Origin of the sequence: Virgibacillus salexigens, assembly GCF_000723585.1 — a bacterium.
Taxonomy (GTDB): domain Bacteria; phylum Bacillota; class Bacilli; order Bacillales; family Amphibacillaceae; genus Virgibacillus; species Virgibacillus salexigens.
The window spans coordinates 698,527-724,174 of sequence record NZ_CCDP010000001.1; the positions used below are offsets into that span (position 1 = coordinate 698,527).

General features: G+C 38.2%; 20 protein-coding genes. 14 read left to right on the forward strand and 6 right to left on the reverse strand.

The window, feature by feature from the left end; translation table 11 throughout:
- Window positions 1-4: 4 nt before the first annotated feature.
- Both BN990_RS03270 and BN990_RS03275 read right to left on the reverse strand, forming a co-directional pair.
- On the reverse strand, window positions 5-889 hold the full coding sequence (locus BN990_RS03270) for a carbohydrate ABC transporter permease (protein WP_038244815.1): 885 nt from the start codon (window positions 887-889) through the stop codon (window positions 5-7).
- Between the two features lie 90 nt (window positions 890-979).
- Entirely contained in the window at window positions 980-2,215 is a 1,236-nt protein-coding gene (locus BN990_RS03275) for an extracellular solute-binding protein (RefSeq protein WP_038242357.1), read from the reverse strand.
- A 307-nt stretch (window positions 2,216-2,522) separates the two neighbouring features.
- Between BN990_RS03275 and bglX the strand changes: the two genes are divergently transcribed.
- From bglX to BN990_RS03345, 14 genes are all read left to right on the forward strand, one after another.
- Window positions 2,523-4,688, forward strand: coding sequence for a beta-glucosidase BglX (gene bglX / locus BN990_RS03280; protein WP_038242360.1), 2,166 nt, complete (start codon window positions 2,523-2,525; stop codon window positions 4,686-4,688).
- Between the two features lie 273 nt (window positions 4,689-4,961).
- Entirely contained in the window at window positions 4,962-7,004 is a 2,043-nt protein-coding gene (locus BN990_RS03285) for a beta-galactosidase (RefSeq protein ID WP_021289705.1), read from the forward strand.
- Window positions 7,005-7,114: 110 nt separating this feature from the next.
- A complete protein-coding gene (locus BN990_RS03290; RefSeq protein ID WP_021289704.1) occupies window positions 7,115-7,756 on the forward strand; it encodes an SGNH/GDSL hydrolase family protein in 642 nt (213 codons plus the stop codon).
- A gap of 339 nt (window positions 7,757-8,095) precedes the next feature.
- Window positions 8,096-9,223 (forward strand): GntR family transcriptional regulator, encoded by a 1,128-nt coding sequence (locus BN990_RS03295; RefSeq protein WP_038242363.1) that lies wholly within the window; start codon window positions 8,096-8,098, stop codon window positions 9,221-9,223.
- Between the two features lie 83 nt (window positions 9,224-9,306).
- Window positions 9,307-10,464, forward strand: a complete 1,158-nt coding sequence (locus BN990_RS03300) for a family 43 glycosylhydrolase (RefSeq protein WP_038242365.1) — start codon at window positions 9,307-9,309, stop codon at window positions 10,462-10,464.
- Between the two features lie 338 nt (window positions 10,465-10,802).
- Window positions 10,803-12,134: an ABC transporter substrate-binding protein gene (locus BN990_RS03305; protein ID WP_021289701.1), complete on the forward strand. Its 1,332-nt coding sequence runs from the start codon at window positions 10,803-10,805 to the stop codon at window positions 12,132-12,134.
- Between the two features lie 198 nt (window positions 12,135-12,332).
- Entirely contained in the window at window positions 12,333-13,850 is a 1,518-nt protein-coding gene (arfA, locus tag BN990_RS03310; protein WP_038242367.1) for an arabinosylfuranosidase ArfA, read from the forward strand.
- Between the two features lie 26 nt (window positions 13,851-13,876).
- Window positions 13,877-14,881: a carbohydrate ABC transporter permease gene (locus BN990_RS03315; RefSeq protein ID WP_021289699.1), complete on the forward strand. Its 1,005-nt coding sequence runs from the start codon at window positions 13,877-13,879 to the stop codon at window positions 14,879-14,881.
- Window positions 14,882-15,721 (forward strand): carbohydrate ABC transporter permease, encoded by an 840-nt coding sequence (locus tag BN990_RS03320; RefSeq protein ID WP_021289698.1) that lies wholly within the window; start codon window positions 14,882-14,884, stop codon window positions 15,719-15,721.
- A gap of 43 nt (window positions 15,722-15,764) precedes the next feature.
- The gene (locus tag BN990_RS03325) at window positions 15,765-16,385 is read left to right on the forward strand and encodes a YesL family protein (protein WP_021289697.1); all 621 of its coding nucleotides are present in this window, start codon (window positions 15,765-15,767) and stop codon (window positions 16,383-16,385) included.
- 33 nt (window positions 16,386-16,418) lie between these two features.
- Window positions 16,419-17,894, forward strand: a complete 1,476-nt coding sequence (locus tag BN990_RS03330) for an alpha-N-arabinofuranosidase (protein WP_269778077.1) — start codon at window positions 16,419-16,421, stop codon at window positions 17,892-17,894.
- 48 nt (window positions 17,895-17,942) lie between these two features.
- A complete protein-coding gene (locus BN990_RS03335; protein WP_021289695.1) occupies window positions 17,943-19,154 on the forward strand; it encodes a sn-glycerol-1-phosphate dehydrogenase in 1,212 nt (403 codons plus the stop codon).
- 10 nt (window positions 19,155-19,164) lie between these two features.
- On the forward strand, window positions 19,165-19,413 hold the full coding sequence (locus BN990_RS03340) for a DUF6171 family protein (protein WP_021289694.1): 249 nt from the start codon (window positions 19,165-19,167) through the stop codon (window positions 19,411-19,413).
- Between the two features lie 82 nt (window positions 19,414-19,495).
- On the forward strand, window positions 19,496-20,668 hold the full coding sequence (locus tag BN990_RS03345; protein ID WP_021289693.1) for an ROK family transcriptional regulator: 1,173 nt from the start codon (window positions 19,496-19,498) through the stop codon (window positions 20,666-20,668).
- 45 nt (window positions 20,669-20,713) lie between these two features.
- Here the strand turns inward: BN990_RS03345 and BN990_RS03350 are convergent, their stop codons facing one another.
- The 4 genes from BN990_RS03350 to BN990_RS03365 are packed head-to-tail and all read right to left on the reverse strand — an operon-like array spanning window position 20,714 to window position 25,415.
- Window positions 20,714-21,742: an aldose epimerase family protein gene (locus tag BN990_RS03350; RefSeq protein ID WP_021289692.1), complete on the reverse strand. Its 1,029-nt coding sequence runs from the start codon at window positions 21,740-21,742 to the stop codon at window positions 20,714-20,716.
- Between the two features lie 12 nt (window positions 21,743-21,754).
- The gene (gene galT / locus BN990_RS03355) at window positions 21,755-23,233 is read right to left on the reverse strand and encodes a UDP-glucose--hexose-1-phosphate uridylyltransferase (RefSeq protein WP_038242371.1); all 1,479 of its coding nucleotides are present in this window, start codon (window positions 23,231-23,233) and stop codon (window positions 21,755-21,757) included.
- Window positions 23,226-24,233, reverse strand: a complete 1,008-nt coding sequence (gene galE / locus BN990_RS03360) for a UDP-glucose 4-epimerase GalE (RefSeq protein WP_038242374.1) — start codon at window positions 24,231-24,233, stop codon at window positions 23,226-23,228. Before galE ends, galT begins: the two co-directional genes overlap by 8 nt.
- Window positions 24,234-25,415, reverse strand: coding sequence for a galactokinase (locus BN990_RS03365; protein ID WP_021289689.1), 1,182 nt, complete (start codon window positions 25,413-25,415; stop codon window positions 24,234-24,236).
- Window positions 25,416-25,648: the final 233 nt, after the last annotated feature.

Sequence of the window (25,648 nt, forward strand, 5' to 3'; positions counted from 1 at the left end):
CGCCTTAATTTTCATCCGATTTGCGTAGTATAAATTGCATAACTGTTGCAAGAATAATGATAATAAAAAGAATAAACGATGCTGCAGCGCCATAGCCGAATTCACTGTATTGGAATCCTTCCTGGTAAATAAACAAAGCCATGGAATTGGTTCCATTTAATGGTCCGCCTTCGGTCATAACAAATGGTTCTTCGAAGAATTGTAACCAACCAATAACCGTTGTTACGGTTACAAAGAAGGTGGCAAAACGCATGGAAGGTAAGGTGATTCTGCATAATTTTTGCCAACGATTGGCGCCATCAATATCTGCAGCCTCATAATACATCTTTGGTATGGATTGTAATGCTGCCAAAAAGATAAGCATACTTACACCGTTGCTCTTCCATACAGTTAGTAATATCAACGAAAGCTTTGCTATTAGCGGATCTTCCAACCACGGAATCGCGTTGATTTCAAATAAAGAAAGTAAGTAATTGAATAATCCGTACTCCTGGTTGTACAAGAATCCCCATACGACAGCGATTGCAACAATATTTGTAACTGATGGCAGATAATAAACAACACGAAAAGCAGAAGACATCCAATCGCTTACGAACTTTAATAGCAATGCAATCACAAACGAACTAATTACTGCAGCTGGGACACCGATAATGACATAAAAAAAAGTGTTACGCATGGATTTAAGAAAAACTTCATCTTTAAATAATGTAATGAAGTTATCAAAGCCAATAAAATTGATTTGTGACCAATTCGCTAACCCACTTAAATTCATATCGGTAAAGCTAATTGCAAGCGAAACTAAGATTGGTAAAAAAGAAAAGATAAGTAATAGAATGACAGCAGGTCCAATAAATAAGTAAGGTGTTATTTTTGCTTTAAAACGATTCACTTCCATTCACCCCTCATTACTTAAAAAGAAAGGGGAGAAAAGTATAAAGCATAGCTATTAGCTTCATACCTACTCCGCTTTTTGTAATTATTACTCGCCTAATATTCGTGATACTTCATTTCGGTAAGTTTCTAGAGACTTATCGATATCGGCGCCACCACGATTAATTTGTTCTAATGTATTTAACAATTCTTGTCCGAGTCGTTCGTATTCAGGTATTAATGGCAATGGTTGGGTTGCTTCTAGTTGTTCACCGAAAGTACTTACCATCGGGTCGTCAGCTAGAATTGGATCTTCCCAAGCAACAGTATTTGCTGGCAATTCACTATTTGCTTCATACCATTTTACTTGGGTTTCGGGATCTGCCATCCAATTAATAAAATCTAATGCTTGATCGACTTTATCTGAATTATGAAAGACGGTCCAATGAGCGCCTCCCATCATTGATTTATTATTTTCTGCTTTTGGCATGAGGCGAACATCCCATTTTCCTTCAATATCAGGAGCTCTGTCTTTAATTGTTTTGATATCCCATGGACCACTAATGAACATTGGTTTAGAGCCGTCTTCGAAAGCTTGAAAAAATTCCTTACCTTCTCCTGTTTGAGATAACCCCTCATCATAGAATAAGTGATGTAATTTCATCGCTTCTTCAAAGTTTGCATGATCAAAGTTTGCTGCGCCTTCGCCAACCTCATAATTCCACCCGAATTGCCAAGCCAGTACAAAAGGAAATTGTGGATCAGTAGCAGGCAAATCAATTGCATATTGATCATCACCACGATCTGCTAATTGTCTAGAAGCTTCAATCATATCTTCCCATGTTGATGGTCCGTTTGGGTAACCTAAATCACCTAAAATATCTGTACGGTAAAACAATGCTCGGGTATCCACATACCAAGGGATTCCTATCGTTTGTTTTTCAAATTTGGTCGTTTCCACAGCAGATTCATAGAAGTTATCAGCGCTTAGGTTGTCATAATCGGTGATATAGTCACTCAAATCTAAGAACGTTCCCGCCTCAGCAAATTCCGCTACCCAAGTTGTCCCGATTTGCAGCACATCTGGACCCTTTCCAGAAGCAACGGCAGTTAATAATTTATCGTGGGCGTTTTCCCATGGAATTGCTTGGACTTCAACGCTCACTCCAGACTCCTCTTCGAATTCTGTTACAAATTCATCTAAACCTTTTGTCATTGTCCACACAGTAATCGTATTTTCATCGGCTGCACCACTTGATTTACTGCTTGAGGAACAGGCACTTATGAAAACGATAAGAACTAGTAAACAGAATAAGTGAATACTTTTTCTAGTCTTTATCTTCATTTTGCAAACATCCTTTCCTATCGTGGTTTCCAATTTATTATGACATGCTTCTAAGTTTTTCCTCCCCCCTCACATCTATGAATAAATTATTGAAACGTTTCTACTAAAGTTGAAATCGGTTCCAATAAAACGAGTGAAAAAGGCACTAATAAAGTGTTATATCTAGTTGTCCAGTAGATTATTTTATGAGATAAATACAAAATTTTGTTGAAACGTTTCTACAAATCGATTATAGTTGTCTTTGAAAACGATTGCAAGAATTATTTTTCTTTTCACTATTTTCACTAGACGCAGAGGAGGAACAACCATGGCAATGATAGATGTAGGGCAATTATTGAAACGTATGACAATGGAAGAAAAAGTCGGGCAACTCATGCAGCTGGCTACTCCTTTTTTTAAGGGGGCATCTGATCGTGGGAAAATAACTGGCCCGATGGAGCGAATGAATATTTCCGAACAGATGATAACAAATACTGGATCTGTACTTGGGGCATGGGGAGCAAAGGAAATAAAACAGATACAGCAACAACATTTAGAAGAGAGCCGTCTTGGAATACCACTTTTGTTCATGTCAGATGTTGTACATGGATATCGGACGATATTCCCAGTACCGCTAGCGATAGGATGTTCCTGGGATGTTACATTAGTGGAAAAGAGTGCAGCAATTGCTGCAAAAGAAGCGGCTGTTTCGGGGATTCATGTTACATTTGCCCCGATGGTAGATCTTGTTCGTGATCCAAGATGGGGAAGAGTAATGGAATCAACTGGAGAAGATCCATACTTAAATGGTATTTTTGCTAAAGCACAGGTTAACGGATTTCAAGGAGATGATTTAACTACAAATAAGGAAAGTGTAGCATCGTGTGTTAAACACTTTGCTGCTTATGGAGCGCCAGAGGGTGGTAGAGATTATAATACGGTTAACATGTCGGAAAGGGAATTACGAGAATCGTATTTGCCAGCATATCAAGCAGCTCTGGAGGCAGGCTGTGAAATGGTTATGACAGCATTTAATACGGTGGATGGGATTCCAGCAACAGGAAATAAAAGATTAATGCGAGATTTGTTACGAGATGAATGGGGATTTAATGGAGTACTCATTTCTGATTGGGGAGCTGTTAAAGAACTAATTCCTCATGGAGTTGCCGTCGGTGAACAAGAGGCAGCTAAGTTGGCTCTGGAAGCAGGGGTCGACATTGAAATGATGACTACCACGTTTATAAATCATATCCAACTATTAATTGAAAATGGGGAAATAGATGCGAGGTTATTGGATGAAGCGGTTATTCGTATCCTAGAATTAAAAGAAAAGCTAGGGTTGTTTGTAGATCCTTACCGAGGTGCAGATGAGAAGCGGGAACAAGAGGTGCTACGTTGTCAAGAACATTTGCAAACTGCCGAAGAACTAGCGGGAAAATCGTGTGTATTACTAAAAAATGAAGCCGTATTACCCTTGAAAAGGGAACAGAAGATAGCACTTATTGGTCCATTTGCAGACAGTAATGATATCTTGGGCCCATGGTCTTTTGTAGGTGATAAAGAAGATGCCATTACAGTGAAGGATGGGATGCTGCAAAAGATCCAACCTGATCAATTGTTAGTTGCCAAGGGGATGGGGGTTGAATCAGGAAAGAAAGCAGATTTAGAAGCAGCGATGGAAAAAGCAAGAGAAGCCGATGTAATCGTGTTAGCTCTAGGAGAAGCTTCCGAGATGAGTGGTGAGGCTGGTTCTCGCTCAAATATCAAATTACCTGCAATACAACTTGAATTAATTGATAGAATCAGGGAGTTAGGTAAGCCAATTGTATCCGTCCTGTTTAATGGACGTCCGTTAGATGTAGCTGGATTGGTTGAAAAATCGGATGCGATCTTAGAGGCTTGGTATCCTGGCTCAGAAGGGGGAGCGGCTATTGCATCATTGTTATACGGGGATACCAATCCTTCTGGAAAATTAACCATGTCCTTTCCATATTCTGTTGGACAAATACCGGTTTATTATAATCATTATCATACAGGTCGTCCGAAAGATGCTCCGGATGCGCAAATCAGATATGTATCGCAGTATTTAGATATTCCAAATGAACCTCGCTATCCGTTTGGTTATGGTCTGAGTTATACCACTTATTCGTATGGAGGGTTACAGTTATCGTCCACACAATTACAAGCAGGAGAAAAATTAGTAATCAATGTTACAGTTACCAATACTGGGCAAGTAGCTGGTGAGGAAATTGTTCAGCTGTATATTCAAGATAAGGTGGGACAGGTGGTGCGACCGAAGAAGGAGCTGAAAAGGTTTGAAAGTGTATACTTAACTCCAGGTGAGTCAAAAACATTGACTTTTTCCATTACCGAAGAAGACTTACGCTACCATCATGCAGACCTATCTTATCGTAGTGATGTAGGTGAGTTTATTGTCTTTGTTGGCCCGAATAGTAAAGAAGGATTGGAAGACACCTTTACATTCGTAAAGTAAGTCGAAATTGTCGTATCGTTAAACGAATAAAATAATTCAAATGAACAGGAGTTATCGTTGTCTACATAGACTTTTATAACTCCTATTTATTTTCAGAATTTATTTATTTAACTGAATTTATGTGTTAGTATACGTGAAGAACAATATAAAGTGTGGTAAAACTTTGGATAGATAACGAGAAATAGAGAGACTGCATGTAATATCATAAAGCTGCAGGAAAGCTAGGAAATCTTTACGAAGTAGTTTCTGAGATGGGAGGATGAAGATATCGATATGGTTCACAACAAATTACAAAAAATTTGGTATGGCGGGGATTACAATCCAGAACAATGGGATGAAGCAACCTGGGATGAAGATATTCGAATGTTTAAGCTTGCAGGAATAGATGTAGCAACAATCAATGTGTTTTCTTGGGCAATCGTTCAGAGAGGTGAAGATACATATGATTTTACGTTTTTAGATGAAATGATGGAGAAGTTATATAAAAATGGGGTCTATGTATGCCTTGCTACTGGCACAGGTGCACATCCTGCATGGATGGCAAAAACATATACGGATATTTTAAGGACAGATTTTGATGGAAGGAAAAGGAAGTTTGGGGGACGTCATAATTCTTGTCCAAACAGCCCAACTTATCGTAAGTACGCAAGTAGAATGGCAGAAAAGCTGGCAAATCGGTACCAAAATCATCCTGCATTGGTACTTTGGCATGTTTCCAATGAATATGGTGGCTATTGTTATTGTGATAACTGCACAACCGCTTTTCGGCAATGGTTAAAAAGGAAGTATGATTCATTACAGGCTGTAAATAAAGCTTGGAATACAAATTTTTGGGGGCATACGTTTTATGATTGGGATGAAATTGTCCTACCGAACGGTTTAAGCGAAGAATGGGGGAGTGGTAGAAATACAAATTTTCAAGGGATCTCACTCGATTATCGAAGATTCCAATCTGATAGTTTATTAACGTGCTATAAGTTGGAAAGAGATGCCATTCGGAAACATGATCAGCAGATACCAATTACGACTAATTTGATGGGATTATATGAAGAGTTGGACTATTTCTCATGGGCAAAGGAAATGGATGTTATATCATGGGATAATTATCCTTCCATAGATACACCGGAGAGTCTGACCGCAATGACACATGATTTGATGCGTGGGTTAAAAAGTGGGCAACCGTTTCTCTTAATGGAACAAACACCAAGTCAGCAAAATTGGCAGCCTTATAATAGTTTGAAGCGGCCAGGAGTTATGCGTCTTTGGAGCTATCAAGCAGTAGCTCACGGAGCAGATTCCGTCTTGTTCTTCCAATTACGTAGGTCTGTTGGCGCTACTGAAAAATTTCACGGGGCAGTAATTGAACATGTTGGTCATGAACATACGCGTGTGTTTAAGGAAACATCTAAGCTTGGAAATGAACTAATGAAGTTAGATAATCGAATTATTGGATCACGAGTAACCGCCAAAGTGGCTATTGTATTTGATTGGGAGAATCGTTGGGGTGTTCACTTATCAAGTGGACCGTCTGTTGCATTAGATTATGTAACAGAAGTGCATAAATATTATGAAGTGTTCTATGACAACAATATTCCTATAGATTTAATTGGCACCGATGAGAATCTAGAAAACTACGATGTCGTCATTGCACCGGTATTGTATATGATTAAAGAGGGATATGCGACAAAAGTGGAAGAATTTGTAGAACACGGTGGAACGTTTATTACGACGTTTTTTAGTGGAATTGTTAATGAGAATGATTTAGTCACTCTGGGGGGGTATCCTGGCCAACTTCGCAATTTACTTGGAATTTGGGTAGAAGAAATTGATGCATTACCGCCAAATCAAAAAAATCAAATTGTAATGAAGAAGTCGTGGGGAAAACTAGAAGGATCCTATACGTGCAATCTATTGTTTGATTTGTTGCATACAGAAGGAGCGGAAGTTCTCGCTAGCTACGGCTCTGATTTTTATCGGGGAATGCCAGTGGTTACTAAAAATCACTATGGTAATGGAGAAGCTTTTTATATTGCTTCTAGTCCGGATAAAGAATTTTTATCAGGATTTCTAAAGAATATATGTGCAGAAAAAGCAATTACCCCATTAGTGAAAACAAAACCTGGGGTTGAAGTGACGAAGCGTGAAATGGGGGAAACGGCTTATTTGTTTGTACTAAATCACCAAAATCATCCTGCCTACTTTGATTTAGGAGAGATCCAGGCAGTTGATTTATTATCTGGAAGTACGTTTACCGGAGAATGTAGCATTGATGCAAAAGACGTCCTGGTTTTGCAGCAAAGTACGAAGGTGAACTGAGGGGATAAGCAATCAATCGGTTAGTGAAAGAAATCATTATAATCATTGAAAAATATCGATGTTAATAAATATGGGATAGGATCCGGTTAGGTATTTGGAGGTGGCAAACAGTGGGTAAAAAACGGCTGTTGTTTATTGGTGATAGTATTACCGAATGGGGAATACAGGATGATCCTGAAAGGATTGGCGTAAATTATGTACGCCTCATACATGATTATTTACGTATAACCTATTCGGATAGAAACTTTGAAATCATAAATAAGGGAATTGGTGGTAATCGTATTGTCGATTTAGCAGCGAGATGGGAGGAAGACGTGCTGCAACTATCTCCAGATCTTATTTCCATTTCGATTGGAATCAATGATGTATGGCGACAATTGGATCAACCGAATATAGAACAGGTTTTTCCTAAGCATTTCGCTGCTATCTATGAACAGCTTATTGAACGGGTAAAGGATGGATGTGGATCAAAGATTGTTTTAATGGAACCTACTATCATTGAAGAAGATGAACAGTCGTCAGGTAATCAAAAGTTAAAAGAATATGTAGAAATCGTTCGTCGTCTTGGTGATAAATATGATGCAAGTATTGTACCGACTCATCAAGTGTTTTTGGATTATATTCAAAAACGAAATGGATATCATCTAACAATTGATGGTGTCCATATGAATGCAAGAGGCAATTTGTTAATGGCTAAAACGTGGTTAGAATCAGCAAAATCTACATGTTCAGCGTTATTTATAGCTAGATGATAAATAGATATGTTAAGTAATTGGGCATGGAGTATTGTAAGCCATGCTTTTTTTGTGAGTAAAAATTGGAAATAATATAACTAACATGTTATTCGAGAAGAAGAAATTCTAAAAACATTCATTGATCATACGTACAACTTATAATAAGATAAAGATATAAAAAAGTTTATACGTACCAATTTCAGGGGGTGGTTATCCCTATTAGTTGTAGATTGAGAAAGGATTTATTAAGCATACTGCTACATAATGAACAGATGTTATTCGAACAAAGTTAAGGGAATAGGAAATAAAATTAATCTATGGTATCCTTGGCTTATACGAATAAGCTGAGGTGGTTTCATGGAAACAAAGTACAATAAAGTAAAAAGGGCAATTCAATCAAATATTATGGATGGAACCTATACAGCCCATCAAAAAATCAGCTCCGAAAGTGAACTTATGAAGCAGTTTGGCGTAAGTCGTCACACTGTTAGGCTGGCTATCGGGGATCTAGTAGCGAAAGGGTGGCTTTATAGGGAACAAGGATCTGGTACATTCTGTGCGGATAGAAGTACAGCAGAGGAAGGTAAACAAGCAATGGATTCCAAAAACATTGCAATTGTAACCACTTATATTTCTGATTATATCTTTCCATCTATCATCCGAGGTGCAGAATCACGACTGAGTCAAGAAGGATATCAAGTAAGTATTTTTAGTACGAATAACGACCATCATAAAGAGCGAGATATTTTAGAAAAAATACTTTCCCAATCATTTGATGGAGTAATCGTGGAGCCTACTAGAAGTGCGTATTCAAATCCAAATATTAATTATTACCTTAATCTTGAGCGTTTGGGCATTCCATATATTATGATTAATGCATATTATGACGAGCTGGAGCCAACCCGTTTAGTTATGGATGATGAAAGGGGCGGCTATTTACAAACGGAACACTTAATCCAATTAGGGCATACAGAAATTGCTGGGTTATTTAAGACAGATGATACGCAAGGTACGAAACGGATGAAGGGATTTTTAAAGGCGCACCGTAAATATGGCATCCCGTTAAACCCTAAAAATATTATTACCTATAATACGGAAGAAAAGCATACGAAGCCTGGTACTGAATTGGAAAATTTGCTAACGGCAACGGCAGATATAACGGGTTTGGTATGTTATAACGATGAATTGGCCATTAATGTGTTGAATGTATTGCGAAGTAAAGGTCTGAAAGTACCTACTAATTTATCCGTGGTTGGTTATGATGACTCCTTCTTAACAGAGGTATCGGAAGTAAAGTTAACTTCTGTCGCTCATCCAAAAAGCGAAATGGGAAAAGCTGCAGCCGACACCATTCTTGAGCTAATTAAAGGGAAAGAAACGGTGAAAGGGAATGCTTCCAGCCAAGTAGAGTCCATTATTTATGAGCCAAAACTTATATTAAGAGGGTCCACAAAAGAATTACAATCCATTGAAATAACATCTTAATACTTGGCCGTCTTGTTTTTAATAAGATGGCTTTTTTTTAAATAATTAGAAAGCGGTATCATGATGATTAGGAGGTAGAATAAATGATAGTAAAAGATATTCATCCCGTACGTCTATCCTCGACTGTAGGTAATAAACCTGAACTACCACCAAAAGTGAATGTCAGCTTAGACGAGGGACAAGTGGTAGAAATAAAGGTAGATTGGGAACATGTAGATACATGGAAATATCAACAGAAAGGCGAATTTGAAGTAAAAGGAAAACTAAGCTATAAGCAATATCCAAGACCACTTGTAGAGCAACGTGCAGATCCCTATATTTATTTAAACCATGATGGATATTATTATTTTACTGGATCACATCCTTTGTATGACCGTATCGTCCTACGCAGGGCGAAGAAAATAGAAGATTTGCCTAAAGTGAAAGAAGCAACCGTCTGGGAAAAGCATCAAAGCGGTATCATGTCAGAGCATATCTGGGCTCCTGAGATTCATTATATCAATGGAAGATGGTATATCTATTTTGCGGCAGGTGATAAAGATGATGTTTGGGCCATACGTCCTTATGTGCTAGAAAATACGTCAACTAACCCGCTAGAAGGAAAATGGGTTGAAAAGGGGCAAATAAATACGGAGTTTCAAAGTTTTTCCTTAGATGCAACCACGTTCGAGCACCAAGGAATTAGATATCTCGTATGGGCACAAAAAGTGAATAACGATACCATATCTAATTTATACATAGCTAAAATGGAGAATCCATGGACAATCACAGGGGAACAAGTTTTACTAGCAACACCGGATTATTCATGGGAACAAGCTGGATTTGAGGTAAACGAAGGGCCAGCTGTGCTAAAAAGAAATGGTCGTATTTTTATTGCATATTCTGCCAGTGCAACCGATGACCGCTATGCGATAGGACTTCTTACCGCTGATGAAACTAGCAATCTATTAGACGAAAAAGCTTGGACCAAAACTGCCAAACCAGTATTTATTTCTAATAAGAAACAAAAACAATATGGCCCAGGTCACAATAGCTTCACCACCGATGAAACAGGTGATGATTTGCTGGTTTATCATGCTAGGCCATATAAACAAATAAGTGGTAATCCCTTATATGATCATAATCGGCATGCTCGCGTTCAACCGTTATTATGGAAGTCAGATGGGACACCATACTTTGGGGTTCCTGGTGATGTTTTAAAAGGAAAGCAAGAAGCCGTAGCTAAAGTGGAGGTAATATAAGGACGAATGTATACTACGGGTTATCAAATGGCGTTGATAACCCATTTTTGTGCAATTGGATAATTCAAAATTTGTATTGTACGTATAAGTTTTTAAGTTTTAATCATTCACTTATTGACTAGTTTTTAGAAAGGTGGTACTATTTTAATAATTATTAAAATAGTACCCAAGTTAATACCGCTATAGCAATATCCAAACATGTTCGTACAATATGTTAAGTGAAATGAATGCGCTGTCAAAATTGACATCTTTATCATTTATAAAGGAGGCTGGATGAAATTGCTAGGCAATATGTTGCTATTATTTGAAAGCGCTTTAAAACAAAAGGGGGAATATTTGTGAAAAAGCTATTTTATTTGTTAATTTTTGCAGTGATGGCACTACTCACAGCATGTAGTGGAAGTGGAGAATCCGCTAGTAGCGAAGCAGAAGAAACGGAAATAATTGGGGATGATATTGAAGGGGCTACAGAATTAACTTATTGGACGTTTGTAGGGCAACATGTTGATTTATTTAGAGATGCAGCTAACAGGTGGAACGAAGAAAACCCTGATCGTCCAATTAAGTTGACAGCCGAGACTTACCCATATGACCAAATGCATAATAATTTACTGCTTGCTTTACAGTCAGGGAAAGGTGCACCCGATATTGCTGATATTGAACTTAGTCGATATGCAAATTATCTTCAAGGAGAGCCACAGTTAGAGCCAATGAATGAATATGTTGAACCAGTCTTAGAAGAGTCTGTAACGTCACGTTTTGAACTATATGCAAAAGATGGAAATTATTATGGGATACCTACCCATGTTGGAGCAACTGTGATGTACTATAATACTGAAATTATGGATCAAGCTGGTGTGGACATTGACGAGATTAAGACCTGGGATGATTTTGTAGAAGCTGGCAAGAAGGTGGTAGAGAATACCGACTCTGTAATGTGGAATGTTGGGACTGGAGATTTTTTAATGGACTTTTGGCCGATGATTTCCCAGCAGAACTCTGATTTTTTTAATGAGGACGGAGAGGTAATACTCGACAATGAAACAAATAGTAAAACACTTCAATTCTTACATGATATTATTTATGAAGAAAATATTGCGGAATTAACTCCAGGTGCTATGAATCAATCGGAAGAATTTTATGGTTATATGAACGATGGAGGCGCTGCTTCCATTCTTGCTCCATTATGGTATATGGGTAGATTTATCGATAATATGCCTGATCTAGAAGGTAAGATTGCAATTAGACCAATGCCTGCATGGGAAGATGGAGGAAATCGATCTGCTGGTATGGGAGGTACTGGGACAGTTGTAACAAACCAAACAGAAGAAGCGGAATTGGCTAAAGAGTTTCTCGCTTTTACAAAGCTATCTGAAGAAGGAAATAAGAATCTTTGGACTGTTTTAGGTTTTGATCCTCCTCGATGGAATGTATGGGAAAGTGAAGCAGTAAGACAAGATAACAAGTATTACCACTATTTTGGAACAGGAATCTTTGATACACTCCTTGATTTGAAAGATGAAATTAATGAGTTAAACATTACAGAATATACACCAGATGTTTCTACAGAATATAATACGACTATAGCTGAAAACGTACTTAGACAACAAGCCCAATCGCCTGAAGAAGCATTGAAGCAAGCAGCTGATAAAATTCGAGATATGAAATAACCGTTAAAAAGGAGAGTAAGGAGGAGCTTGCTTTCCTTTTTTTGCAAAATTTATTTTAATAATATAAATTATTGTAATATTATATCAAATCAGCTATACTCGACATATACGTACCAATTATTATTTTTGATATATATGTACGTATATGATGTTTTGCAAGCGGATTAACCTTAAAAATGATGGGTGGAGGGATAAAGCATGTCGAATGTTCGGAAGGCAAAGATGGTCTTGGATAAGAGCTACATAATAGCGCAAGTAGATAATCGTATTTATGGTTCCTTTATTGAGCATCTGGGGAGGGCAGTATATGGAGGAATTTATGAACCTAATCACCCCGAGGCAGATAAGCATGGGTTTCGTAAAGATGTGATGGAGCTTGTAAAAGGGCTTCAAGTTCCTATTATCCGCTACCCTGGGGGGAATATGGTTTCTGGGTATAATTGGGAAGACGGAGTTGGTCCGAAAGAAGATCGCCCCCGAAGACTTGAGCTTGCATGGCAAACCATTGAAACAAATCAATTCGGTTTGAATGAATTTGTAGAATGGTCTAAAAAAGTCAATGCTGAAGTAATGATGGCAGTTAATCTAGGAACTAGAGGTATGGATGCAGCACGGAATCTAATTGAGTATACGAATCACCCTGGTGGTACCTATTGGAGTGAACAAAGAAAATCACATGGCTACAAAAATCCTCATGCTATCAAGACGTGGTGTCTTGGCAATGAAATGGATGGTCCATGGCAAATTGGTCAGAAGACGCCGTATGAATACGGGAGAATTGCTAAGGAGACGGGAAAAGTGATGAAGCTAGTTGATCCAGATATTGAATTAGTAGCTTGTGGGAGCTCAAATACAAGCATGCCTAGCTTTCCTGAATATGAAGCAACAACATTAGACATTGCCTATGAAGAAATTGATTATATATCCTTACACCAATATTATGGCAATAACTCTAATGACACAGCCAATTATTTAGCAAAAAGTTTAGATATGGACCATTTTATTCATACAGTAACTTCAACTTGCGATTACATAAAAGCAAAACATCGTAGCAAAAAAACGATTCATTTAAGCTTTGACGAATGGAATGTTTGGTATCACTCGAGAGAGCAAGATAAGAAGATTAATCATTGGCAAATTGCCCCTCCTCAATTAGAAGATGTCTATAATTTTGAAGATGCTTTGCTTGTAGGTAGCATATTAATTACTTTCTTGAATCATGCTGATCGTGTGAAAATGGCTTGTATGGCTCAGCTTGTAAATGTCATTGCCCCCATTATGACGGAAAATAATGGCCGCGCATGGAAACAAACCATTTATTATCCATACATGTACACATCTAAATACGGTAGGGGGCATTCCATCAAACCAATATTATCTTCTCCAAGGTATGACAGTAAAGACTTTACGGATGTACCGTATATCGATAGTGCAGCAGTATTTAATGAGGAAAAAGAAGAGTTGGTTATCTTTATCGTAAATAAAAACGTACATGATTCGATCTATTTAAGTACGGATATTAGAAGTTTTGAAGGCTATGCGGTTGTTGAGCATGTTGTATTGGAGCACGAAAATTTAAAGGCAGTAAATACATCAACAGGTGAAGAGGTGAGGCCTCATAAGAGCGGAGCATCTATCCTGAATGATGGTTTATTGGAAACCCGTTTAACAAAAGCATCTTGGAATATGATCCGTATTCAAAATGTAACCGCTTAAAATATTGGAATAGAGGAGGTTTTACCATGGCATCGTCATCTGCATCTGATCAATCTCAGTTACAATTAGAGACGGAGGAGTACCGTTCACCGTTATCCCCAAATAAAGATCCTAAATATAAAAAGAATAAAAGAGGTCCAAATAAGTTCTTTAAGCTATTAAATTCAAAGAAAGTAGTTCCATATGTATTTATATCACCGTTTATCATTACTTTTTTAATACTGACTCTTTATCCTGCCATTCAAGGAATCATCATGAGTTTTCAAAGTGTATTACCCGGACAAGTTTCGTTTATTGGGTTGGAGAATTATTCACGTATTACAAACGGTACGTTTTATAAGGCTCTAACGAATACAACCATATATGTGGTCCTGACAGTTATTATATTAACCGTTATTCCTATACTACTGGCGGTCTTTTTAGATTCTAAATTAATTAAAATGAAGACTTTCCTGCGCGCATCCTTTTTTATCCCTGCACTTACGTCAACAATTGTTGGTGGTATGATATTTCGATTAATGTTTGGTGAGCAAGATACAGCAGTAGCAAATCAAATACTAAACTTCTTGGGTATGGACGCTGTTAATTGGCGATTTAATGCCATATCAGGCATGTTTTTAATGGTTTTGTTAGCATCATGGCGTTGGATTGGTGTTAACATGTTATATTTCTTGGCAGCATTACAAAATGTACCGTCTGAATTATATGAAGCAGCGAAAATTGATGGAGCATCGAAAGTTCAACAATTTTGGTATGTTACATTACCACAGCTCAAGCCGATCGTTATATTTGTTATGACGATCACAATTATTAATGGGTTTAGAATGTTTGAAGAAAGCTTTGTGTTTTGGGAAGCGGGTTCACCAGGCAATATTGGACTAACCGTTGTCGGCTATATCTATCAGCAAGGTATTCAGCAGAATGATATGGGGTTTGGAGCTGCAGTCGGAGTAATTTTAATGCTTATCATTTTTGTTGTTAGTATTATTAACCTGTTGGTAACTGGAGCCTTTAAAAGAGGAGATGAGTAAATGAGTAAGCAAAACCACGCCATAGTGAAATGGATCGTAAATATTGGTTTTATTATTTTTGCGTTAATTGCACTTTTTCCAATTATTAGTCTTGTTATATCGTCATTTATGCCTTCTTCTGAACTAATGAGAAACGGAATTTCATTTAATATAACAATGGAGAAGTTACAATTAGATAACTATACCTACATCTTTTCACAGGCACCTGAATATTGGGCATGGTATGGCAATAGTCTAATTATTTCGGTTGTAACGATCGTACTTTCACTCTTTTTTTCTTCCATGGTAGGTTATGCATTAGCTTTATACAACTTCAAAGGGAGAAATTTCTTTTTCATCCTTGTGTTATTTATTTTAATGGTGCCATTTGAAATTCTTATGCTGCCACTATTTCAATTAATGATAAATACACAACTGGTGGACACATATTTTGCTGTGATTTTACCAATGGTCGTTGCACCAGTTGCTGTCTTTTTCTTTAGACAATATGCATTAGGATTACCTAAAGAGTTAATGGACGCAGCACGTATCGATGGTACAACAGAATATGGAATATTTTTCAAGATTATGCTTCCGTTAATGGGACCTTCCCTTGCAGCAATGGCCATTTTACAAGGGCTTAGTAGTTGGAATAATTTCTTATGGCCATTACTTGTCCTCCGTTCAAACGATATGTTTACTTTACCCATCGGTTTAGCTACATTATTGACACCTTATGGAAATAATTATGATGTATTAATTGCAGGTTCGGTAATGACCATTATTCCGATTATTATTCTATTTATCTTCTTCCAACGCTATTTTGTTTCGGGACTAACAGTTGGAGGAGTTAAAGGATAATAAAAGCGCACCACTTAATGAATGAAGAAAAGGAGGTTTGAGGGTGAATCCAAATGGAATAGTAACGACTTTAGAGAAAGTGATGAACTGGATTAGTAGATTCGCAGTTGTGAATTTCCTCTGGCTGCTTTATTCACTGATGGGACTATTTGTTGCTGGAGTGTTTCCGGCTACTGTCGCAGCCTTAGGAGTTTCTCGTAAATGGATAGCTGGTAATAAGGAGATTCCTATTTGGAGAACGTTTAAAGAAGTATATTTTAAAGAATTTGCAGCAGCTAATGTATTGGGGTGGATTTTAACAGCAATTGGTACCGTGCTTTTTTTGAATTATAAGGTATTACAAGTGCGCCAGGAGGAAGTTGTGTTTATGGTACCTTTTGCTTTCTATTTTGTAGTAATTGTTTACTGTTTGGTTGTTATTTGGAGTTTCCCCCTCCTTGCTCATTATCAAACCAGTATCTATCAATATATGAAACATGCGTTCATCATTGGATTATCAAAAGTACATATTACGTTGGGGATCTTTGTTACTAGCTTTGGTTTAATTTATCTATCGATTTCCTATCCTGCATTTCTACCACTCCTATTTTTTAGTGTTTTTGCATTTAGTTGGATGTGGGGAGCGATGTATGTTTTCTCTCAAATGGATACAGCCAATGTATAAGAAGAAAGATTTTTTAAAAAGGAGATGGTTGCTTTGAACAAAATCATTATCAATGGGGATATACATGAAGGAGTCATTCACAAAAACATATATGGGCATTTCGCAGAGCATCTGGGAAGGGGGATATACGAAGGGATTTGGGTTGGAGAGGACTCGCCTATTCCCAATACACAAGGAATTCGAAATGATGTATTACAGGCATTAAAACAGTTGAATATTCCTGTTTTGCGATGGCCTGGTGGCTGTTTTGCAGATGAATACCATTGGAAAGATGGCGTTGGCCCATATGAAGATCGTAAGCGTATGGTAAATACGCACTGGGGTGGTGTGGTTGAGAACAACCACTTTGGGACACATGAATTTATGATGCTTTGTGACATGCTTGGAGCGGAACCGTATATTTGTGGGAATGTTGGCAGTGGAACGGTCCAGGAAATGTCGGAATGGGTAGAGTACATGACATTTGATGGGGAATCACCAATGACAAATTGGCGTAAAGAAAACGGAAAAATGGCACCTTGGAAGCTGACATATTTTGGTGTAGGCAATGAAAATTGGGGTTGTGGCGGGAATATGCGCCCCGAATATTATGCTGATCTATACCGTCAGTATCAGACATATTGTCGTAATTATAATGATAATACATTATACAAAATTGCTGGGGGAGCTAATGTTGATGATTTTCATTGGACTGAGGTGTTAATGCGTGATGCAGCACCTTTTATGGATGGCCTAAGTTTACATTATTATGTACATCCTGGTGGATTTGAAAAAAAGGGTTCAGCTGTTAATTTTACGAAAGAAGAATGGAAGGTCACGATGCAGAAAGCATGGTTTATCGAAAAACTGATTAGGAAACATGGTACTATTATGGATAAATATGATCCGAATAAACGAATAGGTATGATTATTGACGAATGGGGAGCTTGGTATGATGCGGAACCAGGTACAAATCCTGGGTTTCTTTATCAACAGAATACGATTCGTGATGCGCTTGTTGCAGGTGTTTCCTTAAATATCTTTAACCAGCATAATGATCGTGTGCGAATGGCTAATATTGCGCAAACCGTAAATGTTATTCAGGCCATGGTATTAACAGAAGGGGATAAGATGTTACGAACGCCAACATATCATGTGTTCGATATGTTTCAGGTGCATCAAGATGCTAAAAAGCTAAGTCTTGATATTGTTTCTGAGGAAGTTGAGGTTGGCGATGAAAGGTATTCGAAACTAAGCGCATCCGCATCAGAGGCAAAGGATGGAACTATTCATATCAGCTTATGTAATTTAGATACAGATGAATCAGCTAATACCACCCTTCACATCCGTGGATCCGATATGACCACCGCTACTGGAAGGGTTCTGACTGCAAAGGAAATGAATGCTAGAAATACCTTTGAATCACCCGAGACAGTTAAACCAACTGCATTCACCTCATATAAACGGAAAGGCAATTTCCTCCAATTGGAATTACCACCGATGTCCGTCGTAGTATTGGCTCTAAACTAAATATTCAATAAGGAACGGATGATTTAATTTAGAATGGAGGAAAAAAGAATGGAGCTGACAAAGGAACTCTACCACTTGGCAGAGGATTTAAACCAAGATACATCTAACTTTCCTACGATAGAAATTAAAAAGAATTGTATGGATCAAGTAGCCCCTTTTCTTCAAGCGCATCATTTGGCAACCGTTGTGTTGGTGGTAGATAAGCATACGTACCAGGTTGCTGGAGAAAAATTACAAAACGCATTACAAGATAAAGTAACTACACACCTAGTTTCACTGCGAGCAAATGCACATGGTCAAGTAAATGCAGATGAGACTACAATAATGCAATTACTTGTTGGTATACCAGAGCAGGCAGATGCTTTAATTGCAGTTGGTGCAGGAACGATTCATGATATTACGCGCTTCTGTGCTTATAAAATGGGTATCCCGTTTATTTCTGTACCTACGGCAGCGTCAGTAGATGGCTTTACTTCAAAAGGGGCACCACTCATTCTAGAGGGTGTTAAGCAAACCATTCAAACAGCATCTCCAATCGCTGTTTTTGCAGATATTGCTGTCTTGAAAGATGCACCTAAAGAACTTACTGCGGCTGGTTTTGGTGATATTTTAGGGAAGTACACGTCACTACTAGATTGGAAGATTTCCTATTTAATTGGTGAAGAACCATATAACCAAACGGCTGCTGATCTTACAAGAACGTCATTGGATACCTGTATTCAATACGTAGAGGAAATTGCACAGGCAAACGAGGAGGGTGTTGCCATTTTAATGCAAGCATTAATCGAATCGGGATTAGTGATGTTGCTAATCAATTCATCTCGTAGTGCTTCCGGCGGAGAGCATCATCTATCCCATTTTTGGGAGATGGAATTATTAAAGAAAGACGCGAAACAATTATTACATGGAGCTAAGGTAGGTGTAACGACAATCCTTATTGCTGATTTATATCGTCAGTTTGCACATTGTTTTGCTACTGATTTATTAAAACCTGCTACGAAAATAGAGGAAAGATTAATAACGTATTGGCCTACAATAAAAACTGAAATACTCACGATGCCTGATTCTGATTGGTTAAGGACGATGTTGAATAGAGTGGGAGGTCCGACTACTTCTCGTGAATTAGGGATTGATGATCAACTCGTGGAAGAAAGTCTTAATAAGGCATATTATCTACGGGATCGCTGTACGGGTTTATTGTTAATCAATAAATTAAAAAAACAACGCATAGCATATCCTTTCGAGAAGGTGTATGGCTAGGAGGTTATTGATGAGCTGTAAAGGATGTTATGCTGATAATGTGATGTCTATTCACGATGTAAAGCTTCTTGTGGAAGAACAACTAGCACTGGAGACGGATCTAGTCGATGATGCTGTTTACAAAGAAAGAGTTGCTAGTTGTATGACTTGTCCATCACTGCTTAATCAAACTACCTGCAGTCTTTGTGGTTGTTTTATTCACTTTCGAGCAAAGATAGCGTATAAGCATTGTCCCCATCCGACTGACTTCAAATGGTAATTGAATAAAACATTCCTTCTTAAATTAATTTAATTTACTATGCTATAATGAAGTCAGTTAATGATTGAACGGAGGATAAGCCATGCAGCGTGGGACGTTTCAGTTAATGAAATCAGTAAATAAATCCATCATACTTAATAAAATTAGAACATCAGAACCAATATCGCGAGCACAAATTGCCAAAGATACAACATTAACCCCACCGACTGTCAGCAGTATTGTAAAGGAACTAATCGACCAAGGAATCGTCATGGAAAGTGAACTTGGGAAATCAATGGGTGGGAGAAAACCCACCATGCTTCACATTAATAGTGATGCCTATTATGTGGTTGGAGTGGATGCTGGTCCAGAAACAGTAGCTTGTATGCTGACGAATCTCTCAGGGGAGGTTTTTGAGCGTATTTCCAGTAAAGTGATAAAACCAACAACCAATACAAAATTTCTTGCCGTTATCAAAGAGAATATACAAAAAATTCTTCATACTTCTCCAATCCAATCAGAAAAAATTATTGGTATTGGTGTTGCCATGCATGGCGTTGTTAATGTGAAAGATGGGGTATCACAAATTGCCCCAAACCTCGGGTTGTCAAATATACCTATTAAGCAGGAATTAGAGGAAGCATTTGGTTTAACGGTTCGAGTTGAAAATGATGCAAGAGCCATGGCATTAGGGGAGTCTTGGTTTGGTGGTCATGGAGGCGTTCACAGTATGGTCGCAGTGAACATTGGACGTGGTGTTGGTTCTGGTATTATTATAAACAAGCAGTTATATCATGGTGCGGAGGATATTGCTGGGGAGATAGGGCATATGACCATTGATATAAATGGACCGATTTGTGATTGTGGAAATCCCGGCTGCTTACAAACATTCATAACAGGAACAGCAATAGCTGATCGCGCGCAGTCCAAGCTAGCACTAGAAAATGGCAGTAATTTAACTGGGAAGAAAGTATTTGAACGTGCACAGCATGGCGAACGAGGATATATCGAATTACTCCAGGAAACGGGCATAATCATTGGTATAGGGCTAATTAATCTGATTCATTTGCTGAATCCCGAGAAAATTGTCCTTGGCGGAGGTGTTATGAAAGGGGAGAAGTTTATTTTTCCCCATATTAAGGACACGATTAAACAACGTGCACTTACTTCGAAAGCAAAGGAGACCGAGATTACCATTACGAATCTCGGAGATGATGCAACATTATTAGGTGCAGTAGCGTTACTATTAGTTGAATTATTTAATGAAAGACAATGAATAAATCAAAGAGCTGAATGCATACTTGTTCAGCTCTTTGATTTGTTAAGCCTGTATTCCAAAGGAAAAGACCGTTTTTTCTTGATAGATTTTATCTGGCTTTAATAGGATTGATGAAATATGGTTATGGTGTAGGGAGGCTGGGCTTCCTTGTGTTTCAAAGCATACCCCCATATAACTGCCAGATTGTCCTTCTGCTAATTCCATTCCTCCCTCTAATGTATTCGATGTATACATGACCATCCCCGGTTGGGTCGTTCGAACATCCAGTGTTCTGCCCGATGTCTCTTCTGTTATTTGTACATGGCCATTTCCGTCAAATAGAAAGTAGTGATCATAGCCATCATTCGCAACTTGATGTTGTAAGGAAGCAGTAGTCGTGCCGTCTTTTAAAAATCTTCCAGTGCGAAAATCAAAAGTGCTATTGTCCACTTCAATCGTTTTACCGGTTGGAATGAGTTTCTCATCTAATTCAAGAAATGCATTGCTGTTAAAGGTCACATAGTGATTAGTAACCTCCTGTTTGGCAGATCCATTTAAATTAAAATAACTATGATTCGTTAATGCAATCGGAGTTGTCTGATCAGTTGTCGCATGATAATCCAAGGTAAGTTGGTTATCGTTTGTTAAACAATAAGTTACCGTAACGTCAACATGGCCTGGAAAGCCATTCTTAGGATCTGTTTGATGCCTAAGTTTCACTCCTACAGCCTCATTTGTTTGGAAAGGTACGGCGTCCCATAACACTTGATGAAATCCATTCGACCCGCTATGCAGATGATTCTCCCCATCATTTTTCTCCAAGGGATATGTTTTTCCGTCCAATTGAAACGAAGCTTTCTCAATTCTCCCAGCTACTGGACCAATCAATGCACCAAAAAAGGCAGGATTCGCTTGGTAATCGGTAATATTTTTAAATCCGAGGACGACATTTTCTCTGTTCCCATCACGATCTGGTACCATGATTTCTGTAATAATACCGCCATAGTTTAAGAGACTAACAGACATCTGCTTGTCATTTACTAAAGTGAATTCCGTCCACTTATCCGTCACTTGCTTGCTTGAGATCTTCATCCATTCGGTCACCTACCTATTTAATGTGTCTATAAATCGTGAGAAATCTTCTTTTTGTTTAAATACCCCAGCATCTTCTAATGCTTTGGTGAATTTCTTACCTACTTCTTCCTTAATAATGGATGTTGCGCGATCCTCGTCATTAATCACACCGTATTGCTGCTGTAGTTGTTGTGCCCAAGCTTGATGATATGTTGCAATAGCTGCGGACTCTCCAAGCAAATGCTGCTTTATTTCAGCTAGCTCCTCTTTTAAACGTGCTGGGAGTACAGCAAGACCCATTACTTCTATCAAGCCAATATTTTCTTTTTTGATATGATGAACGTCTGCATGTGGATGGAAAATTCCCATTGGATGCGCTTCTGAAGTTCGATTATTGCGTAATACCAGATCAAGCTCATGGGTTCCATTTTTATGCAATCTTGCTATTGGCGTGATCGTATTATGAGGAACATTGCCGGAAAATGCATGGATAGCAGCACCATCATCCGAATAACCTCTCCATTGCTGTAATATGTGATCTGCTGCATCAAGCAATTGTTCTTTATGCTGACTTTGCAGACGAATCACCGATAATGGCCATTGTAAAACCGCTGCATGAATGGATGGAAAACGCTCTAACGTAAAGGTAAACGCATTTTCTGCTGTGGTCATAGCAAATTGATAATTACCTGCTTGATAATGGTCATGACTTAAAATGGAACCACCGACAATTGGTAAATCTGCATTTGATCCAATAAAGTAGTGGGGGAATCGTTCCGTAAATAGTATCAGACGTTCAAATGCTTGTCTATCGATCTTCATGTTTCGGTGTTCTTCTGCAAGCAGAATGCTATGCTCGTTATAATAAACATAAGGAGAATATTGCAAATACCAATTCTCTCCTTGCAGGGGAACCTTTATTACTCGGTGATTAGCACGGGCAGGATGACCGATTCTTCCTACATACCCTTCATTTTCAACACATAAGACGCATTTAGGGTAATTCGTCTTCTGTTTTTGTTCTCTTTCTCGTTTTATTTGCGCGGGATCCTTTTCTGGCTTCGAAAGATTTATAGTAATATCCATATCCCCATAAGGCGTACTAGATGCAAAATGAATGTTCTTGTTAATTCGTTTTAATTGGATATAATTGCTGTTTTGGCTCAAGCGATAAAAGTAGTCCGTTGCTTCCTTAGGTGATTGTTCGTATTTTTGATAAAAGGTACGATTCACTTCGGAAGGGCGAGCAACAAAACAATTCATAACCGAAGCTGCTAGCATTTCCTTATCATCAAAAATATCTTCGATTACGTTATGGTCAATTGCATACGTAATTATTTGATCAAGAAGTTCAGGAATGGACGCTTCCAGGGGTATGACATCTTCTGGGAACGTAGTTATATCTAATAGGTGCATCACTTGATTTCTGACATACAAACGATCGTCTTTGGTGATTAAACCAACGTGAGTGGCTTGATTAATTAGTCCACTAAGTAGTTGTTCAATCATGATGATTTATCTCTCCTTTATAGCCGTTAGGATGCTGTTGATGCCAATTCCAAGCATCGGCTAATATCGTATCAATGGAAGTCCTTGTTGGTTTCCATCCTAAGACTTGCTTGGCTTTGTCAGAACTTGCAATGAGTACAGCTGGGTCTCCCGCTCGTCGTGCGCCTATCTTTACGGGAATAGCTTTTCCCGTAACACGTCTAGCAGATGCAACCATCTGTTTGACGGAAAAGCCAGTATTGCTACCTAGATTGAAAACATCGCTTTTCCCATCATTTTCTAAATAGTCAAGTGCAAGGATATGGGCTTGAATAAGATCTTCTACATGCACATAGTCGCGAACACAGCTCCCATCGTCGGTAGGATAATCTTCTCCAAAAATCGTTATCGCATCTCGCTGGCCAAGGGCAACTTGTAAAATGATCGGGATAAGATGTGTTTCTGGACGATGATCTTCACCAATTTCGGCTGTCTCTCTTGCACCAGCCACATTAAAATAACGAAGTGATACAAAACGGATATCATGCGCCTGGGCCGTCCACTTCATTAATTTCTCCATCGTTTGTTTGGTTTCTCCGTACGCATTAGTAGGGTTAGTAGGCATTGTCTCCTTAATTGGTATCGTATCGGCTTCCCCATACGTAGCTGCGGTAGACGAGAAAACAATAAGCTTCACCTGATTTTCGACCATGACCTCTAATAATACTTGCGTACCATACACATTATTATCAAAATATTGGAGTGGCTTTTCCATTGATTCACCAACTAATGAATTAGCAGCAAAATGGACCACTGCTTCAATCGTTTCTTGGTGAAAGACATGATGTAAAAAATCAATATCTCGAATATCTCCTTGATAAAAAGTAGCGCTGGGGTGAATGGCTGCTTGATGTCCTGTTTGTAAATTATCAACGACAACAACTTCTTTTCCTTTATCAATTAATTGATAAACTGCATGGGAACCAATATACCCTGCTCCGCCTAAGACTAGTATGGACAATTATACCACCTCCTCTATGATTTCTTTTGCACCATCACCGATTTCAGCTGAATAGAACGTGGCAGGATAACCAATCTTTTCTTCATAGATTGTATTTACATTTTTCCGAAAGGCTTCTGTATATTTTCGTTCCACAACCGCAATCGCACAGCCTCCAAAGCCAGCTCCGGTCATCCTTGCCCCTAACACGCCTGGTTGATCCCAGGCAGCCTCTACGATGGTGTCAAGTTCTATTCCTGTAACTTCATAATCATATTTTAACGATAAATGAGATTCATTCATCAGCTCTCCAAAACGGTCTAAGTCACTCACTCTTAATTTTTCAAGAGCTTCCTTTGTTCGAGCATTTTCATATACCGCATGTTTAGCACGTTTTTGATGGATGGGGTTATTAATCCATTTGGCATTTGTTTCAAATTCATCAGGTGTTAATTCTCCAAGGCTTGCTATGGGAAGCTGCTTCCGCAAGTCAAATAATGCTTGCTCACATTCGGTTCGTCGTTCGTTATACTTTGACCCAGCTAATGTGCGTTGCTTATTCGTATTTATAATAAGAATAACATGGTCTTTAAGCTCTAGTGGAGCATAGTAAAAGTTCAAAGACTGACAGTCTAATAGAATTGCATGGTTTTTCTTTCCCATACCAATAGCAAACTGGTCCATGATTCCACTACTAACCCCAATATATTCATTTTCTACTCGTTGACCAAGCTTGATCATCTCAATTCGGTTACTATTTAAGGAGAAAATCCCCTCTAAAAGTACACCTGTCACCATCTCAATGGATGCAGAAGAAGAAAGTCCAGCACTGTTTGGAATCTCCCCGTAAAATAAGATATCCATTCCTTGATCGATAAGATGCCCTTCATTAATAAGAAACTGGATCATCCCTTTGGGATAATTCGCCCAATTATGGGACGCTTGATAATTTAAATTAGATAATTCACATTCGATGATTCCAGTTTCAGAAAAATTGCTGGAATAGAATCGTATGCGTTTATCCTCGCGTTTGCTACAAGCAGCATAGGTACCAAAGGTGATAGCGGCAGGAAAAACATTCCCGCCATTATAATCGGTATGTTCCCCTATTAAGTTAATTCGGCCAGGAGCAAAAAATAACCGTGGCTTCTTTGTTGTATGAAAGATATTTTGAAACATCGTTTGTAATTCAGACGATTTCATAAAAAACCCCCTTCATTGGTTTAAAACGCTTGCAAAAGAAGATAATTAATTTAATTAATTAAGTATAGTTTACTATAACATTTGTTGAGATACAATGGAAAATAATTGCGAATCTAACCAGCTATCAACCTATGTAATAATATTAAATCTTTTCATTCTATAACGTCTATGATATTGTTTCATTTAGATAATTAATTTAATTAATTAAGATGTTTGGGAAGCTTGCAAAAGTG

Coding starts and splice junctions, on each gene's coding strand:
- BN990_RS03275 (WP_038242357.1), bottom strand. CDS start 2,215: ATGAAGATAAAGACTAGAAAAAGTATTCACTTATTCTGTTTACTAGTT.
- bglX (WP_038242360.1), top strand. CDS start 2,523: ATGGCAATGATAGATGTAGGGCAATTATTGAAACGTATGACAATGGAA.
- BN990_RS03285 (WP_021289705.1), top strand. CDS start 4,962: ATGGTTCACAACAAATTACAAAAAATTTGGTATGGCGGGGATTACAAT.
- BN990_RS03295 (WP_038242363.1), top strand. CDS start 8,096: ATGGAAACAAAGTACAATAAAGTAAAAAGGGCAATTCAATCAAATATT.
- BN990_RS03300 (WP_038242365.1), top strand. CDS start 9,307: ATGATAGTAAAAGATATTCATCCCGTACGTCTATCCTCGACTGTAGGT.
- arfA (WP_038242367.1), top strand. CDS start 12,333: ATGTCGAATGTTCGGAAGGCAAAGATGGTCTTGGATAAGAGCTACATA.
- BN990_RS03315 (WP_021289699.1), top strand. CDS start 13,877: ATGGCATCGTCATCTGCATCTGATCAATCTCAGTTACAATTAGAGACG.
- BN990_RS03320 (WP_021289698.1), top strand. CDS start 14,882: ATGAGTAAGCAAAACCACGCCATAGTGAAATGGATCGTAAATATTGGT.
- BN990_RS03335 (WP_021289695.1), top strand. CDS start 17,943: ATGGAGCTGACAAAGGAACTCTACCACTTGGCAGAGGATTTAAACCAA.
- BN990_RS03340 (WP_021289694.1), top strand. CDS start 19,165: ATGAGCTGTAAAGGATGTTATGCTGATAATGTGATGTCTATTCACGAT.
- BN990_RS03345 (WP_021289693.1), top strand. CDS start 19,496: ATGCAGCGTGGGACGTTTCAGTTAATGAAATCAGTAAATAAATCCATC.
- BN990_RS03350 (WP_021289692.1), bottom strand. CDS start 21,742: ATGAAGATCTCAAGCAAGCAAGTGACGGATAAGTGGACGGAATTCACT.
- galT (WP_038242371.1), bottom strand. CDS start 23,233: ATGATTGAACAACTACTTAGTGGACTAATTAATCAAGCCACTCACGTT.
- BN990_RS03365 (WP_021289689.1), bottom strand. CDS start 25,415: ATGAAATCGTCTGAATTACAAACGATGTTTCAAAATATCTTTCATACA.